Origin of the sequence: Alteribacillus sp. YIM 98480 (genome assembly GCF_009765375.1) — a bacterium.
Lineage (GTDB): Bacteria > Bacillota > Bacilli > Bacillales > Marinococcaceae > Alteribacillus.
Genome location: NZ_VTOK01000007.1, coordinates 215,956 through 232,163, shown reverse-complemented (window position 1 = coordinate 232,163; position 16,208 = coordinate 215,956). Strand labels below are relative to the sequence as shown.

Sequence of the window (16,208 nt, the reverse complement as noted above, 5' to 3'; positions counted from 1 at the left end):
TGAGTAATTTTAATGCATATAACTATACATGAATTTTTTCTGTTTTTGGGCGCGGCCATTTTTTACGATTCAGCACCCGATTGACGGAATTAATGTAAGCTCTTGCCGAAGCCTCTAATACATCGTTTGCAGTACCACGGCCAGATGCTTCTTCGCCTTCATACTCAATTTGTACATAAACTTCTGCTAAAGCATCCCGTCCGCCTGTAATCGATTGGATTCTATAATCTTTTAGCTTCACTTCTTTACCTATAATACGTTCAATAGTGTTATAAACTGCTTCTACACTGCCAGACCCAGTTGCTGCTTCTTGGATGGTTTCTCCTTCAGGGTTCAGCATGGTAACTGCAGCTGTAGGAATGTTATTAGTGCCGTAATTTACTTGAAGTGCTTCTACTTCGTAGTATTTAACTGCTTCCCCTGCTTTTTCTTCTGTCATTAAAGCGAAAATGTCTTCGTCAGTAATTTCTTTCTTTTTATCCGCAAGACTTTTGAAAGCTTTAAACACTTTGTTTAATTCCTCTTCTGTTGCGTTGTAACCAAGTGATTCAATTTTTTCTTTAAAAGCATGGCGTCCAGAAAGTTTGCCAAGAACCATACGATTCGCGCTTACTCCTACTAAATCCGGGGTAATAATTTCATACGTTGATGATTCTTTTAATACACCATCTTGGTGAATACCAGACTCATGAGCGAACGCGTTGTCCCCGACAACTGCTTTATTGTTTGGAACCACCATTCCTGTTAACTTGCTGACAAGACTGCTGGTTCGTTTAATTTCATTTAATGTCAAGCCGGTTTCCGCATTATAAAAATCATTTCGTATCTTTAACGCGACAGCAATTTCTTCAAGTGAAGCGTTTCCAGCCCGCTCGCCAATTCCGTTGATCGTACACTCTACTTGTCCGGCTCCGGCTTCAACGGCTGCTAAAGAGTTAGAGACAGCCATTCCTAGATCGTCGTGGCAGTGGGTGGAGAGAATTGCTTTGTCAATGTTTGGGACCGTTTCACGCAAATACGTGAACATATGACGGATTTCTTCTTGGGTAATATAACCGACAGTGTCTGGCAGATTAATCACTTCTGCGCCTGCATCAATAACTTTTTCGATTATTCTGGCTAAAAAGTCAATATCCGATCGGCAAGCATCTTCTGCTGACCATTGTACACGAGGAAACCGCTGCTTAGCATATTTCACAGAATCTACAGCATTTTCAATGACTTGATCTGGTGTCATGCGAAGTTTATGAGTCATGTGGATCGGGGAAGTAGCGATAAACACGTGCAGTCTTGGCTCCTCCCCGCCTTTTAACGCTTCCCACGCCGCATCGATTTCTTTTTTTACTGAACGGGAAAGCCCAGTAACAGAACTCCCTTTCACTGTCTCGGCAATTGCTTTTACCGATTGGAAATCTCCTTCTGAAGCAGCCGGGAAACCGGCCTCGATGATATCTACACCGAGACGGTCCAGCTGAGCAGCAATTTGAAGCTTTTCTTCAAAATTCAAATTCACACCAGGAGATTGTTCTCCGTCACGAAGCGTCGTGTCAAAAACGTTAATTTTTCGCACTACCCACCACTCCTTTTGATTTGCCTTTAACAAACGGCATCATTTCACGCAATTCACGGCCGACTTCTTCAATCAAGTGATTATTTTCACGGTCATTTGTAGCATTAAATTCTGGACGGTTTGCTTGGTTTTCAAGAATCCAGCCTTTTGCAAAACGACCTGTTTGAATATCAGTAAGAATATCACGCATAGCATCTTTTGTATCCTCAGTAATCACACGAGGACCAGCTTGGAAGTCACCCCATTGCGCTGTATCAGAAATGGAGTAGCGCATACCTTCAAGACCGCCTTCATACATTAAGTCAACGATCAGTTTCATTTCGTGCAAGCACTCAAAGTAAGCAACTTCTGGCTGATATCCTGCTTCAACTAATGTTTCGAAGCCAGCTTTAACGAGTGCAGAAGTTCCGCCGCAAAGGACAGCCTGCTCACCAAACAAGTCTGTTTCTGTTTCTTCTTGGAAAGTCGTTTCCATAATTCCTGCACGGCCAGCTCCAATTTGTTTTGCATATGCAAGAGCAACATCTTTTGTTTGACCGCTTGCATCTTGGTAAACTGCGATAAGTGCAGGTACTCCAGCGCCTTCTTCAAAAGTGCGTCGAACGATATGTCCCGGCCCTTTTGGAGCTACCATGAATACATCCACATCGGATGGAGGAACGATTTGATTAAAATGAATGTTAAATCCGTGAGCGAAAACTAACGCTTTTCCTTCAGTTAATTCTGGTTCAATCTCATTTTTATAAGTAGTCGGCTGAAGTTCATCCGGAAGCAAAATCATGATAACGTCTGCTTTTGCAGAAGCTTCTCTTACAGTTAAAACTTCAAAGCCGTCTTCTTCTGCTTTTGTCCAAGATTTACCTTTACGCAAACCAATTACTACTTCCACTCCGCTTTCTCTTAGGTTTTGCGCGTGTGCGTGTCCCTGGGAACCATAACCTACAACAGCTACTGTTTTCCCTTGTAAGATTCCTTCATTTACATCTCCGTTATAAAATACTTGTGCCATAATTCTTCTCTCTCCTTTAAAATAATTTTTTAGTTGATAATAGAATATTTGGGGCTCTCAAAAACACTTTTCTTGGTTCCCCGTTTAAAGGCGGTAATGCCTGTACGGGCTAGTTCTTTTATCCCGTATGGTTTCAGTAGGTCAATCAATGCTTCAACCTTTTGCTGATCACCAGTGACCTGCAGAGTCACACTTTCTCTGCCGACATCAACGATAGATGCTCGGAAAGGTTCTGCAAGAGCGGATATTTCTCCGCGATGCTGCGGAGCAGCCACCACTTTAATAAGGGCAAGCTCTCTTGCAACAATCGCATCATCGGTAATATCCCGAACTTTTAATACATCTACTTGCTTATTTAACTGCTTAATAACTTGATCTAAGCCGCGCTGATCATCGACATTAACTACAAAAGTCATACGTGAAACAGCTGGGTTTTCCGTCATTCCAACCGTAATACTCTCAATGTTAAAGTGCCTGCGGGCAAACAGGCCGGTTATTCTGTTCATCACTCCGGATGTGTTGTTTACTGTCGCTATTATTGTTCGTTTCACGGCTTAATTCCCTCCATTTCATGGTGACCTTTTCCAGGAGCAATCATCGGATAAACATTCTCATCTTTATGAACACGACAGTCCATCAAAACAGGCCCTTCGTAGTTTAATGCTTCCTTTAATGCTCCTTGCATTTCATTTGGATCTTCAACCTTCCAACCCTTAATATTATAAGCTTCGGCCATTTTCACGAAATCCGGCTGAACCGGGAAGAGAGAGTTGGAATAGCGTTCTTCATAGAACAGCTGCTGCCATTGCCGCACCATGCCAAGAGAGGCGTTATTGACAAGAATAATTTTTACAGGAAGATTTAATTCTTGCAAAATCGACATTTCTTGTGCTGTCATTTGAAATCCTGCATCTCCAAGAACGGCTACGACTTGTTTATCCGGCTCAGCAAATTGTGCCCCAATCGCAGAAGGAAATCCAAATCCCATTGTGCCGAGACCTCCGGAAGTCACCCAGCAGTTCGGTTTGTCAAACTTGTAGTATTGAGCTGCCCACATTTGATGCTGCCCTACATCGGTAGTGACTACTGCTTCTCCCTTGGTTTCTTCGTAAATCATTTCGATAAGCCGCTGCGGCTTTAAAGAATTGTCTTCTTCTTTATACCAAAGCGGATATTCTTGTTTCCATTCATTAAGCTGCTCTTTCCATTGTGTACATTCACATGGCGTTCCCTTTGCTTCGAAAAGCATCCGGAGAGCTTCTTTTGCATCCCCTACTACTGGAATAGATGTTTCGATATTTTTTCCAATCTCTGCCGGGTCAATATCAATATGAGCTACTTTAGCCCCAGGTGCAAAATGTTTGAGGTTTCCTGTTACACGGTCATCAAACCTTGCTCCTATGCTGATTAATAGATCTGTCTCATGCAGGGCCATGTTTGATGTGTAGGTTCCATGCATTCCAGCCATCCCTAAAGAGAGCTTATGGTTTCCAGGGAACGCTCCTAGTCCAAGCAAAGTGCTTGAAACCGGAATTTGCTGCTGTTCTACATAGTCAAGCAATTCTTTGGCAGCGCCAGAATGAAGCACACCTGCTCCGGCTAATATTACAGGCTTTTCAGCTTTAGTGACAGCTTCAACTAATTTTTTAATTTGATGTTTATTCGGCGTTACTGTCGGTTGATAACCTGGGAGATCTACATCTTGGTCATAGTTAAAAAAGCCGCTTGCCGTAGAAACATCCTTAGGTAAATCAATCAAAACCGGACCCGGCCGCCCTGTCGTTGCAATATGAAAAGCTTCTTTTATAATCCTAGGAAGCTCTTCTACATCACGGACTTGGAAATTATGTTTTGTAATCGGCATCGTAACACCAACTACATCGGCTTCCTGAAAGGCATCGGTGCCAATCACTGAAGTTGCAACCTGGCCAGTAATGACGACCATTGGCAAGGAATCAATCATAGCATCAGCAATACCTGTTACTACGTTGGTTGCCCCAGGCCCAGAAGTAACTACACAAACTCCTGGTTTACCTGATACTCTGGCATACCCTTCCGCTGCATGAATGGCGCCTTGTTCATGACGCGCGAGAATATGGCGGATTCCGGTTCGATAAATTTCATCGTAGGTAGGAAGAATGGCTCCTCCTGGATAACCAAAGATGACATCCACTTTTTCCCTTGCCAATGCTTGTATGAGCATACTTGATCCTGTCATTTCTTGATTTTCGGTTTTCAATTCGCGTCCATCCGCCTCTTTTAATTTTGGACTCATCTCTGCTTCCTCCTTATTACCGGTTAAGGCTTTTCTATTTCTTGATCGTTAGAAAAACTCGACTTTGCCAGTACGTCCTGTACGTTGAATGCCGTAGCTTTTACTTATACTGTTAACCATCTCATTATTTAAATGCTTAACAGTGTAAAAAAAAAATCTTCCCACCCATTTCGACCAGGTATCACCTGACCGAAGGGGTGAAAAGATTTGCTTTTCACGGTACCACCCTTCTTCACGGCTAAACAGCCGCCTCGCAACAGAGTTCATTCTCTGTCTGTTTTGATAACGGGTGGGGAATGTACATCGACACCCGGCTTCTGCTAGTTGAAAGTTCGTTCACAAAAGCACTCCGAGGTGAGTTCATTTCCGGTAGTATCACCGCATCTCAGCTTTCACGGCTCTCTGTTGATACCTGAAACCGAAAATTACTTTTCCTCTTCTTCGTGTTTCTTATCATAACAAATAATTTTAAAAATTTCACGATTTTTTATGAATTTTCACCCGACTTCAACCTCCGAAGATGAAGGGTAAACTTTCACACCGTCTTCTACCACTTTCTGACGAAAAGCGTCAAGCAGACGTTGTGTTTCTTGTCCTGGCTTCCCATCACCAATGAGACGGCCATCTACCTTCACAACTGCAATGACTTCTGCCGCTGTTCCTGTTAAGAAGACTTCATCCGCTGTATAAACATCATGGCGGGTGAATGGTTCTTCTTTTAATGCATATCCCAAGTCTTCAGCAAGTTCAATAATAGCCTGCCGGGTAATACCTTCTAAAGCTCCGATATATCCAGGCGGTGTATAGAGAACTCCTTCACGAAGGATAAAAATATTGTCAGCTGATCCTTCAGCTACATAGCCTTCGTTATTCAGCATAAGAGCTTCACTAACACCCGCGAGGCTTGCTTCTAGCTTTACTAATATATTATTAAGATAATTTAATGATTTCACTTTTGGACTCAATACATCAGGCCTGTTTCGTCTTGTGGCCACCGTAACAATTTCAAGTCCGTGTTCATATAACTCCTTAGGATAAATGGCTAATTCCTCTGCTATTACGATTAGCTGGGGTGCTTTACAGGAAGCAGGGTCAAGTCCGAGATTGCCTACTCCGCGAGAAACAACTAAACGAATATATGCATCATTTAATTCGTTTTTTCTTAGCGTTTCAATAATGATCTCGGTTATTGCGTCCATAGTGTAAGGTATTTCAAGCATGATGGACTTGGCTGAATTGTAAAGACGTACAAGATGCTCTTCTAACTTATAAACATTTCCGTTATAGACACGAATGCCTTCAAAAACACCGTCTCCATATAAAAAACCGTGGTCATATACGGAAATTTTTGCATCTTCTTTCTTTACAAATTCCCCATTTAAATATATCCATTGCTCACCCACTTCTAATCACCCCTGATGTGCTCGGTAAAATAAATTACTATTTTGAATGCCCCACTATAAACTGTATTTTGTCAGGGAGGCAAATGTGTTTTTGTTAGCGACAAAAAACGTATTTGACGATTATAATACGCCGTTTGTCTTTTCTGGTCAACCACTTTTTAAAAATTATTAGACGATTCAAATTAATAAATGTATAATGTATGCGTTTACACTCAAATGCAATCGGGTATAGAGGAGTTTAAAAATTTTTTAAAAATATTTAGATAAAGAGCTCCGTTTACAGGTAATATTTGTGCAAGCTGGTTGAAAAAAGTATATTGAGGATGGAAAGAATTACTATTAAGGAGGACGTTCCTATGTGTGGAAGATTTACGCTGGTCGTTAACTTACATAATATACAACATCATTTCCAGGTGAATCATGCGGCAATAAAGGAACATGAGCCAGACTATAATATAGCACCTTCTCAAAACATTTTAGCCATCGTTAACGATGGACAGTTTAATCGTCTTGGTCCATTAAGATGGGGATTGATCCCATTTTGGGCCAAAAATGAAAAAATTGGATATAAAATGATTAACGCAAGAAAAGAAACACTGCATGAGAAAAGTAGTTTTAAACATGCACTTAAAAAGCGGCGCTGCATTGTACCAGCAGATGGTTTTTACGAATGGAAAACAGAGAACGGAAACAAACAGCCCTATCGTATTTATTTAAAAAACGAAGAAGTATTTGGATTTGCTGGTTTATGGGAAAAATGGAAAAATAAAAAGGGGGAGAATGTTTTTTCGTGCACCATTATCACTACAAAAGCAAATGATTTTATGAGAGATATACATGAACGTATGCCCGTCATCCTTACTAAAAGCAATGAAAAAGAATGGCTCAACCCTGATAATCAAGATCCATATGTTGCAGCTCAGCTGTTAAAACCCGTCGACTCCTCCTTCATGGCAGCATATAAAGTATCAACCGAAGTAAACAATCCTAAAAACAACTATGCAGGATTAGTCTGTCCTTTATAATTTGCTAACTCTGCTTCATATCATGTAGTGTTGGTCAATACGCTTAAAAAGAAAATTCGAATTTGGCTGATCCTTTCATAAAATTAAACATTCTTAAAGTAAAAATAAGAAAAGCGCAAGCGCCTTGCTCACGAGCGACAAGTCCTGGAGGATCTGCATATGGAAAGCTGATCTTTGCTTTCCAACCGAAGGAATCTCGAGCGAGTAGGCGCTTGCGCTAGACATGTGAAACGCCAAATATTTATGATTTCTTACCATTTAAAAAAGGACACCCCTAAGGTGAAATACTCTTAGAGACATCCTTTGCTTATGTAAGGTATGGCGTCCCAGGAGAGATTCGAACTCCCGACCAACGGCTTAGCTTACCACTTTAGCTTTCACTACCAACATGTGTTGTTTGTGGTCTGGACTATATCTTCACCATTTCAGGTGCGACACGTATAGTCTCTACGGAACCTCACGATAATCAGCTAGCTGCCTGATTATTCTTTGGGGATTTTACCATCAAGAAGCTTTTTTCTTTAAAAGTCGACTTGATCCTTCAAAACCCCTAAATCTCTTTTTAGAGATCGTAAGTTTCCTCGGTATTGCCATCAGCATGACCTGTTAAGGTTTCACCGATACAGTGTCGTCCACTCTATAAGTTGTTTTTTCCTTATAGAGGCTCCTATTGTTGAAGGCCGTTGCTCTATCCTACTGAGCTACTGGGACATATTTAATATTATGCTGTTTTCAGCGACACATATTATAATATTACATTATTGCACTTAAGTCAACCACTTATTTTAAATAAAATCATGTTTCCGCTTGACCATATCCAGCTAGGAATATCCTAGCTAGTAAGGTCTTCTCTCATAGGCTGAGAAGGTTTTGCGAAGCTCATTTATTTCCTCACCGCTTGACCGTTCAAAAAATTGTATTTCTGCTGCCCCTTTTATATCAAAAGCAGCCATCGCGTATGTTTGTTCCGGACGAACTCTAGGAAGTAATAAGCTGCCTGGATTTACAAATATAACGCCGTTTTCTTCAAACGCTGCAGCTATGTGGCTGTGTCCAAAACAAGCAAGCCGAGCAGCTTTTTCTTCTGCTCGATAAGAAAGAGGGACGTGCGTCATTTTCACATTGTACAGATGACCATGTGTAACATAGACGCGGACACCTTTTATATCTTCGGCTCGATCTTCAGGAAATTCACCGGGAATGTCACAATTCCCTTCGACGACATACGTATTCTGCAGCAGCGGAGAAGACTGTTGTAATTCCGAATCACCACAATGGATGACAGCGTCCACTTCTTCTTGGTGCCTTGAAATAACTTCTTCTAATTCTTTTTCACTTCCATGGCTGTCACTAATAATCAAGCATTTCATTATAGAAAGACTCTCCTTATCCTTTAACTAAAAATATGGCTCCATTCATTTTGAAGCTGCTGCAGAGCATGAAAGCGGTGGCTTATTTTATTTTTTTCCTCAAGAGAAAGTTCGGCCATCGTTGCACGTTTTTCCGGTACATAAAAAATAGGATCATATCCAAAACCCGCTTGACCTGTTTTTGAAAAAGCTATCCGGCCTTCACACGTGCCCCGGAATATATGCGTTTTTTCAGGCATTGCTACTGCAATCACACATACAAACCTTGCTGATCTTTTTTCTTCTGGGATGCCTGTAAGCTCTTCTAACACCTTTTCGATGTTTTTATCATCATCTTTATCAGGACCTGCGTAACGGGCTGAGTATATTCCAGGCCGGCCTTGTAAGGCATCTATTTCAAGTCCAGAATCATCTGCAATGGCTGCTGTATCAAGCTCTTTATAAACCGCTTCTGCTTTTAAGGCAGCATTTTCTTCAAACGTTGTGCCGGTTTCCGCAATATCTTGAAAAGGGATGTCTAACAGAGACTTTATTTTGATTTCAGGCCCTAATATATTCCGAAATTCTTTAACTTTTCCCTGGTTCTTTGAAGCAACAATCATTGTCTGCATCATTTAGCTTCCTTTTCTTCCGTAGTTGTTCCTATTTTTTCTGCTGTATCGCCTAGCACAGCTTTCTGAATGAGAAAAAGCTCCTTCATCCCTTTTTCTCCGATATCTAACAGGCGATTCAGCTGTTCTCTGGAATAGGATGCTTCTTCTCCAGTGCCTTGCAGCTCTACAAAATTTCCGTTTCCAGTCATCACAATGTTCATGTCCACTTCTGCCGAAGCATCTTCTGTATAGCATAAGTCTAGCAATTCTTTTTGCTCAGGGTCAACTCCGACCGACACGGCTGCAAGAAAATCAGTAATCGGCAGCGTTTTTATTTTTTCATCATTCTTATATTGCTGCAAAGCCATTGTCATAGCAACAAATGCTCCAGTTATAGAAGCTGTCCGCGTCCCTCCATCTGCTTGAATAACGTCACAGTCAAGCCAGATCGTCCGCTCTCCAATTTTCGTTAAATCTACGACCGATCGCAGTGAACGGCCGATAAGACGTTGTATTTCCATTGTTCGTCCGCTAAGTTTTCCTTTCGCTGCTTCTCTAATATTTCGTTGTTCTGTTGCTCTTGGAAGCATGGAATACTCAGCAGCTATCCAGCCCTTTTTACTCCCGCGCATAAAAGGCGGCACTCGGTCTTCTATGCTTGCTGTACATATTACTTTTGTTTCTCCAACAGTAATAAGCACTGATCCTTCGGGATGCTTTAAAAATTCCGTATCGATTGTTACCGGGCGTAATTCATCCAATTCTCTTCCATCTGCTCGTGTCATTTATATGTCCTCCTATTAGAAAAACTTGGCCTATCGCCAGATCAGTATGGCGGACTGCCTTAGTTTTAACAATTTAAGTAATATACATGGCCAAGATAAGCCGTGTAAAGGCAGGGGGCATTTTATGAGCCCATACAAGTAATTATTATATACCTATCGACCAACAATAAAAAGAAGGCAGCGGAGCCGCCTTAGGGAAGCGATATTGATTATAGCAAACTTTTCATTTCTCTGCTAAGAATGATTTGCGTTTACCGATGCAGGCCGGCTCACGGGTCCATTCAGCGATTCGCCTGAGACTTGAATAACTTCTTCTGCCCCTTCTACGTCTAACTCCACCTTCTCTACACCTGCTACTTCTGTAGCCGAAAGAGTTATAGCATGAAGAGCTTCATCGGATATAGCGGTACCTTCTTGTTCGGTTAAAAGACCTTCATTAAAGAAAAGAGAGGCTGTATCTCCATCAATAGAAGGAGTATCTTCTAGAGAAGCCCCTTCTCTAATAACTCCATGAAGTGAACTGGCCGAAGAAGGCCCTTTTATTAATTCTTCAATTGTTACATCTAACGTTTCAGCCTCATCAAAGCTTTCTACTCTTCGTGTGACAGGAACATAATAGGAACTATCCCCTGTTTGTGAAAGAAAATACACCGTAACACTATCACTATTTGTCATATCTGCCACACTTCCGCTGTCAAGATTAATGCCGTTCTCCCTGCTGTATGCATCGCCGATAGGAGTATTTTCTGCTGGCATTGTGTCCTGCTCATATCCATTGATTTGAAATTTCACCTGGTCTACGTTTTCAAACTGAGTTAAAGTCCAAGTGACAGCCTGCAATATAGCTTGTTCATTTTTTGGATCATAATCTCTGAACTCAGGAGAAAAGTCAGCTATTGCCGTTCCATCTTCTTTTAAATTTACATCCACTTCGGTACCTGGAGGAAGAACAGCTTGAAACCCATTTGGAATCATCGATGTTAAAGGTCCGTCCTGTACTAGATATTCTAGTGATTGTTTTAATGTTCCTTCTTGAACCGGAAGTTCAAAGGTATGCGGAACAACCATTCCTTCTTCATCAATCAAATACAGCTCCCGCTCCGCCGTTTCACCATTACCTTCTTCTTCATCAGCTTCCTTTTGCTCTTCGCTGCCTTCAGCTTCCTCTTCTTCATTTGCTTCCGTTTCATCTCCTGGTTCCATCTCGTCAAATTCTTGCCATTCTATTTCTTCTGTTTCTTCAGGAGGCTCATCCATATTTGTGGCCTCATTATTGCCAAAACCGCATCCTTGTAAAATAAAGGGTACGGTCAGGAATACCGCTGTCCCTATAAACCATTTTGTCTTCATCTTAGATTCCCTCCCAGAGCAGTTTGTACTATCATTTATACGAGCCATGGAAAGAAATAGACCTTCGATTATATCAAAAATGTTTATAGGGCACTATTTTTTCATTTTTAGTTTATGTTACTCGCTTTCACAGCAGTATATTATATCACTTGCCCCAAATGAATCGATTGTACATTAGCTGCTTTTCCATCAAGCCAGCGGTTTGCGACATTTCTAAACCGCTGTGCTGATCCTGTCGTGTAAAACGTGTGGTTTGGTATATTTTTTGTGGACAGCATCTCTTTATAATGGAGAATAGTACTAACTTCTCTTGCTGTCTCATCCCCTGAAGAGATTAACGAAATATGCTTCCCTACTGCTTTTTGAATGACTTCATGTAACAAAGGATAGTGTGTGCAGCCTAAAATTAAAGTATCAAAAGATTTTTTATGAAGCGGCTTTAATGTCTGTGTCACAATATTAAGTGCTTCTTCTCCCTCACAAAGTCCTTGTTCCACTAACGGGACAAATGGAGGGCATGCTAGACAGTCTACCGTTACATTTTCGTTGATAGTGTGCAGTGCTTTTACGTAAGCACCGCTTGCGATAGTACCTTCAGTTCCAATAACTGCTACATGGTCATTGGTAGTTATCTTTAATGCAGTGATAGCCCCCGGCTGTACAACTCCCACTACCGGAATGGAAAGCCATTCTCTTACTTCCTCTAACACAACAGCTGTGGCAGTATTACAAGCTATCACCAGCATTTTTATGTTTTCTTCTAAAAGGCGGTCAATCATTTCCCATGTGAACTGTTTTACCTCTGCCACCGGTCTCGGTCCATATGGACAGCGCGCCGTATCGCCTATATAAATCATTTCTTCTTTTGGAAGCTGGCGTGCAATTTCTCTTGCTACCGTTAATCCACCTACACCTGAGTCAATAATACCTATTGGTCGATTCACAAAGTGTCCCTCAATTTCATCTATGATTTCTTGGTGTTAAATGTTTTGTTCTTCTTTAGTCATTTTATTGTGCAGCACCATCATACTTTGTTCAATTGTTTTTATTTCTGCTTCGGAGAAACTATTTAAAACTTTTTCTAAATAATTCTGCCTTTCTTTTACTACTTCCCGTATGATACTTTCTCCTTTTTCAAGGAGATGAATTTGCACCACTCTCCGGTCTTTTTCATCTTTTATTCTTTCAACTAATTCATTTTTTTCCATTCGGTCAACTAAATCTGTTGTTGTACTGCAGGCAAGATACAGTTTATTAGACAATTCACCAATCGTCATATCTCCATCCTCCTGCAGCCATTGTAGTGCTACAAACTGAGGCGGGGTAATCGGAAATTTGTTTAAAATTTCCCGTCCTTTTTGTTTCACTATATAAGAAACATGCCTTAAAGATTTTTCAATCCCCGCTACCTGAGTTTGATCCGTCATGATTTTCCTCCCTGTCGTCCTTCATGCATCTATTTTCTCTTTTTTCCCGTCCCATTGCAAGGTACCTGCGAAGAAACGTCACAAGTTCTTCAAATGTCTTTTGTAATTATTTTATGGGTTTACATAATCGTCCGCTACCACCTATCCCAATTTTAGGCGCTTACATTAACCATCTTTGCATAATGTTAAAAAACTCGACTTACTGCCAAGTACAAATGGCGGAAGCCGGAGTTTAACTTACACATTAATCCTTTAATAAAATGAAACATTCTTATAGTAAGAAAAGCGCAAGCGCCTTGCTCACGAGCGACAAGTCCTGGAGGGTCGGCATATGGAAAGCTGATCTTTGCTTTCCATTGACGAACCGAAGGAATCTCGAGCGAGTAGGCGCGGAGCTAGACATGTAAAACGCCTAATATTTGTAATTTCTTACCTTTTAAAAAAACTGCCGGCCAAGATTATCTCAGCACGGCAGAACACATTTTGATTATGTTAAGAAACGATAAAGCCTTTTTTATTTACCAATGCAGCTACTTCATCGGCAGTTGATAGTTGAATGGCTTCTTCTGCTAACGTTTCAGCTTGTTTTTTAGACAATTGACGGATTTGACTTCTAGCTGGCAGTACAGATGTGGCGCTCATACTGAACTCGTCGAGCCCCAGCCCGAGAAGAAGCGGTACAGCCGTTTCTTCCCCTGCCATTTCTCCGCACATGCCGGCCCACTTTCCTTCTTTATGGGCTGCATCAATAACATTTTTAATGAGTCTTAAAATGGCTGGATGATATGGCTGATAAAGATGAGCCACTTTTTCACTCATACGGTCTGCAGCTAAAGTATATTGGATTAAATCATTAGTCCCGATGCTGAAAAAGTCTACTTCTTTTGCAAAAATATCAGCTGCCACAGCAGTAGAAGGAATTTCCACCATAATACCGACTTCCACTTCCTCAGAAACAACATGTCCTTCTTTAATAAGCTCTTGTTTTACATCTCCTAAAATAGCTTTTGCTTCTCTGACTTCTTCTACCGTCGCTACCATCGGGAACATAATTTTTAACGTACCGAAGGCGCTTGCGCGAAGCAGTGCACGAAGCTGCGTACGAAACATGTCCGTTTCTTCTAAACAGAGACGGATAGCGCGAAACCCGAGAAATGGATTAAGTTCTTTTGGAAGGTCTAAATACGGGAGTTCTTTGTCACCGCCGATATCAAGTGTTCGAATAACGACAGGCTTTCCTTCCATGCGCTCTAATACTTCTTTATAAGCTTCGAACTGCTCCTCTTCTTTTGGAAGCTCATTTCGTCCCATATAAAGAAACTCTGTACGGTACAGCCCGATGCCTTCTGCTCCATTTGAGAGCACACCATCCATGTCTTCAGGTGTTCCAATATTGGCAGCAAGCTCTACTCTATGATCATCTGTGGAAACGGACGGTTCATTTACAAGCTTAGCCCACTCTTCTTTTTGGCGGAGATAGTCATTTAACTTTTCCTTGTATGTTTCGATGACACTTTCCTCAGGATTGATAAGTACATTACCTTCCATGCCATCAACGATAATTGTATCTCCCGTAGAAATGGAAGCAGTGGCTTCTTTAGTACCAACAACCGCTGGGATCTCCATGGAACGAGCCATGATCGCTGAATGAGAAGTGCGTCCTCCGATATCAGCAGCAAAACCAAGCACGTAATCTAAATTCAATTGAGCTGTGTCTGATGGAGTCAGATCCTCGGCAATTACAACGGTTTCATCTTGAATCGAAGCCAAGCTTGTGTTTTCAATTCCTAGAAGATGCAATAACACCCGCTGTGAAACGTCACGAATATCTGCCGCACGTTCTTTCATGTACTCATTATCCATGCCTTCAAACATCGTAACGTACATGTCAGCCATTTCTTTCATGGCGTATTCAGCATTCAACTGCTCTTCTTTAATTTTTGCTGTAACACCGTCTAATATTTCCGGGTCGTCTAATACGAGAAGATGAGCAGAAAAAATCTCTGCTTGTTCTTCTCCCATTTCCTTCAGTGTTTTTTCTTTAATCAATTGCAGTTCATTTTTTGCTTTTTTTACCGCTTCATTAAAACGATTGATTTCTGCCTCAACATCATCTACTGCATTTTTTTCAATATCCATATCGGGCTGTTCAAGAACAAAAGCTTTTGCGATCGCAATTCCCTTTGAAGCGGCGATCCCCTTCAAAATGTTTGTCATTACTCTCCAAGCCCTTCTTTTACTACTTCTTCTACAGCTTGCATCGCTTCTTCTTCGTCGCCGCCTTCCGCTGTAATAGTAACTTCTGCACCTTTTCCTACACCAAGGGACATAACACCCATAATGGATTTCAAATTAACTGATTTTCCATTGTATTCCAGTGTGAGTTCGGAAGAAAATTGACCTGCTTTATTTACCAATTGTGTGGCTGGACGAGCGTGAATCCCTGTATCATTTGTGATTGTAAAAGTTTTTTGCTGCATGTTCATTACCCCTTTTCCAATATTTATATCGCTTTCATAAAGATACTAAGTAATGATACGCTAGGTCAAGCAAACGATTATTCTTACGTTTCCACTTTCCCTTATGTTTTAACCTTAAAAAATAAATTAGAAAAGCACCAGTACACGGGCAGCCGCGACAGAGTCTGCAAAGCATAGACCATATCGGCGGCAACTAGACTTCTGCCGGCGATGGCCGTCCGTTGTTGCCTTACTGTTTACAGCGTTTTAAACAGTATAAAAAAAGCATGAGCAAATGCAAAAAAGCAAGAAAAAACACTAAAAAGAAGGTAGTTTTTCCTCTTTATGCACTTACTCATGCCTGATCGTGTCAGTAACACGTAAATGTTCATTATCTTCATTTTTTAGTTAAAACAAAACCGCGTACATATTTACAAAAATCATTATAGCATTTACTAGTTGAAGCAGCAAGCTTATTTTTATTAACCTTTAATGCGAAAAAAAACCGGCCTTCCTGAAAATGAAAAGCCGGGTAAAACATTAAATAGTAAGTTCCCCCATCCTGATTAATTCAATCACGGCTTGAGAACGCCCCTTCACTCCCAGCTTTTGCATAGTATTTGATATATGGTTACGAACTGTTTTTTCACTAATAAATAACTGGGCAGCTATTTCTTTCGTGGTTTTATCTTGGACAAGCAATTCAAAGACTTCCCGTTCCCGTTTAGTAAGCAAGGTACGGTGGCCTCTGTCCATCTCCCTCAATGGCTTCACCCTTTCTTGACAAGGCTGTCCCCGTCCTTTACCTTCCGGCGAAAGGGGCGGAGTATGGAAAGAATATAGTCAGCATATTTTATGCTATCTTAAGACACTCTGTTACGGGCATCTGTTGCTGTATTAGGAAAAATATCCATAATAATTTGTTATTCGAATGAATTTCAT

Annotated in this window: 16 protein-coding genes and 1 other annotated feature; of the genes, 1 reads left to right on the top strand and 15 read right to left on the bottom strand. The window is 41.1% G+C overall.

Features of this window, described 5'->3' with window-relative positions; translation table 11 throughout:
* Positions 1 to 22: 22 nt before the first annotated feature.
* From FZF09_RS11120 to ilvE, 5 genes are all read right to left on the bottom strand, one after another.
* The gene (locus FZF09_RS11120) at positions 23 to 1,570 is read right to left on the bottom strand and encodes a 2-isopropylmalate synthase (RefSeq protein WP_233269474.1); all 1,548 of its coding nucleotides are present in this window, start codon (positions 1,568 to 1,570) and stop codon (positions 23 to 25) included.
* Entirely contained in the window at positions 1,557 to 2,627 is a 1,071-nt protein-coding gene (gene ilvC / locus FZF09_RS11115) for a ketol-acid reductoisomerase (RefSeq protein WP_255450510.1), read from the bottom strand. Before ilvC ends, FZF09_RS11120 begins: the two co-directional genes overlap by 14 nt.
* A complete protein-coding gene (gene ilvN / locus FZF09_RS11110; RefSeq protein ID WP_158736661.1) occupies positions 2,609 to 3,130 on the bottom strand; it encodes an acetolactate synthase small subunit in 522 nt (173 codons plus the stop codon). The genes ilvC and ilvN overlap by 19 nt, the downstream gene beginning before the upstream one ends.
* Positions 3,127 to 4,854, bottom strand: coding sequence for an acetolactate synthase large subunit (ilvB, locus tag FZF09_RS11105; protein ID WP_158736660.1), 1,728 nt, complete (start codon positions 4,852 to 4,854; stop codon positions 3,127 to 3,129). Before ilvB ends, ilvN begins: the two co-directional genes overlap by 4 nt.
* A gap of 190 nt (positions 4,855 to 5,044) precedes the next feature.
* Positions 5,045 to 5,305: a binding site (T-box leader), on the bottom strand.
* 46 nt (positions 5,306 to 5,351) lie between these two features.
* Complete coding sequence (gene ilvE / locus FZF09_RS11100; protein WP_158736659.1) at positions 5,352 to 6,257, bottom strand: branched-chain-amino-acid transaminase; 906 nt, start codon at positions 6,255 to 6,257, stop codon at positions 5,352 to 5,354.
* Positions 6,258 to 6,613: 356 nt separating this feature from the next.
* Between ilvE and FZF09_RS11095 the strand changes: the two genes are divergently transcribed.
* The gene (locus FZF09_RS11095; protein WP_158736658.1) at positions 6,614 to 7,282 is read left to right on the top strand and encodes an SOS response-associated peptidase; all 669 of its coding nucleotides are present in this window, start codon (positions 6,614 to 6,616) and stop codon (positions 7,280 to 7,282) included.
* 93 nt (positions 7,283 to 7,375) lie between these two features.
* Here FZF09_RS11095 and FZF09_RS23055 read toward each other — a convergent pair whose 3' ends face one another.
* The 10 genes from FZF09_RS23055 to FZF09_RS11050 all read right to left on the bottom strand — a co-directional run bounded on the left by FZF09_RS23055 (position 7,376) and on the right by FZF09_RS11050 (position 16,022).
* Positions 7,376 to 7,507, bottom strand: a complete 132-nt coding sequence (locus tag FZF09_RS23055) for a hypothetical protein (protein WP_255450506.1) — start codon at positions 7,505 to 7,507, stop codon at positions 7,376 to 7,378.
* 611 nt (positions 7,508 to 8,118) lie between these two features.
* Positions 8,119 to 8,652 (bottom strand): metallophosphoesterase family protein, encoded by a 534-nt coding sequence (locus FZF09_RS11090; RefSeq protein ID WP_158736657.1) that lies wholly within the window; start codon positions 8,650 to 8,652, stop codon positions 8,119 to 8,121.
* A gap of 23 nt (positions 8,653 to 8,675) precedes the next feature.
* Positions 8,676 to 9,263, bottom strand: a complete 588-nt coding sequence (locus FZF09_RS11085) for an XTP/dITP diphosphatase (RefSeq protein ID WP_158736693.1) — start codon at positions 9,261 to 9,263, stop codon at positions 8,676 to 8,678.
* Positions 9,263 to 10,030, bottom strand: coding sequence for a ribonuclease PH (gene rph, locus FZF09_RS11080; RefSeq protein ID WP_158736656.1), 768 nt, complete (start codon positions 10,028 to 10,030; stop codon positions 9,263 to 9,265). Before rph ends, FZF09_RS11085 begins: the two co-directional genes overlap by 1 nt.
* Before the next feature lie 234 nt (positions 10,031 to 10,264).
* Positions 10,265 to 11,380 (bottom strand): GerMN domain-containing protein, encoded by a 1,116-nt coding sequence (locus tag FZF09_RS11075; RefSeq protein WP_158736655.1) that lies wholly within the window; start codon positions 11,378 to 11,380, stop codon positions 10,265 to 10,267.
* Between the two features lie 140 nt (positions 11,381 to 11,520).
* On the bottom strand, positions 11,521 to 12,324 hold the full coding sequence (gene racE, locus FZF09_RS11070; RefSeq protein ID WP_158736654.1) for a glutamate racemase: 804 nt from the start codon (positions 12,322 to 12,324) through the stop codon (positions 11,521 to 11,523).
* Positions 12,325 to 12,360: 36 nt separating this feature from the next.
* On the bottom strand, positions 12,361 to 12,807 hold the full coding sequence (locus FZF09_RS11065; protein WP_158736653.1) for a MarR family winged helix-turn-helix transcriptional regulator: 447 nt from the start codon (positions 12,805 to 12,807) through the stop codon (positions 12,361 to 12,363).
* Between the two features lie 492 nt (positions 12,808 to 13,299).
* On the bottom strand, positions 13,300 to 15,024 hold the full coding sequence (gene ptsP, locus FZF09_RS11060) for a phosphoenolpyruvate--protein phosphotransferase (protein WP_158736652.1): 1,725 nt from the start codon (positions 15,022 to 15,024) through the stop codon (positions 13,300 to 13,302).
* Complete coding sequence (locus FZF09_RS11055) at positions 15,024 to 15,287, bottom strand: phosphocarrier protein HPr (RefSeq protein ID WP_158736651.1); 264 nt, start codon at positions 15,285 to 15,287, stop codon at positions 15,024 to 15,026. The genes ptsP and FZF09_RS11055 overlap by 1 nt, the downstream gene beginning before the upstream one ends.
* A gap of 519 nt (positions 15,288 to 15,806) precedes the next feature.
* A complete protein-coding gene (locus FZF09_RS11050) occupies positions 15,807 to 16,022 on the bottom strand; it encodes a helix-turn-helix domain-containing protein (RefSeq protein ID WP_370514452.1) in 216 nt (71 codons plus the stop codon).
* Positions 16,023 to 16,208: the final 186 nt, after the last annotated feature.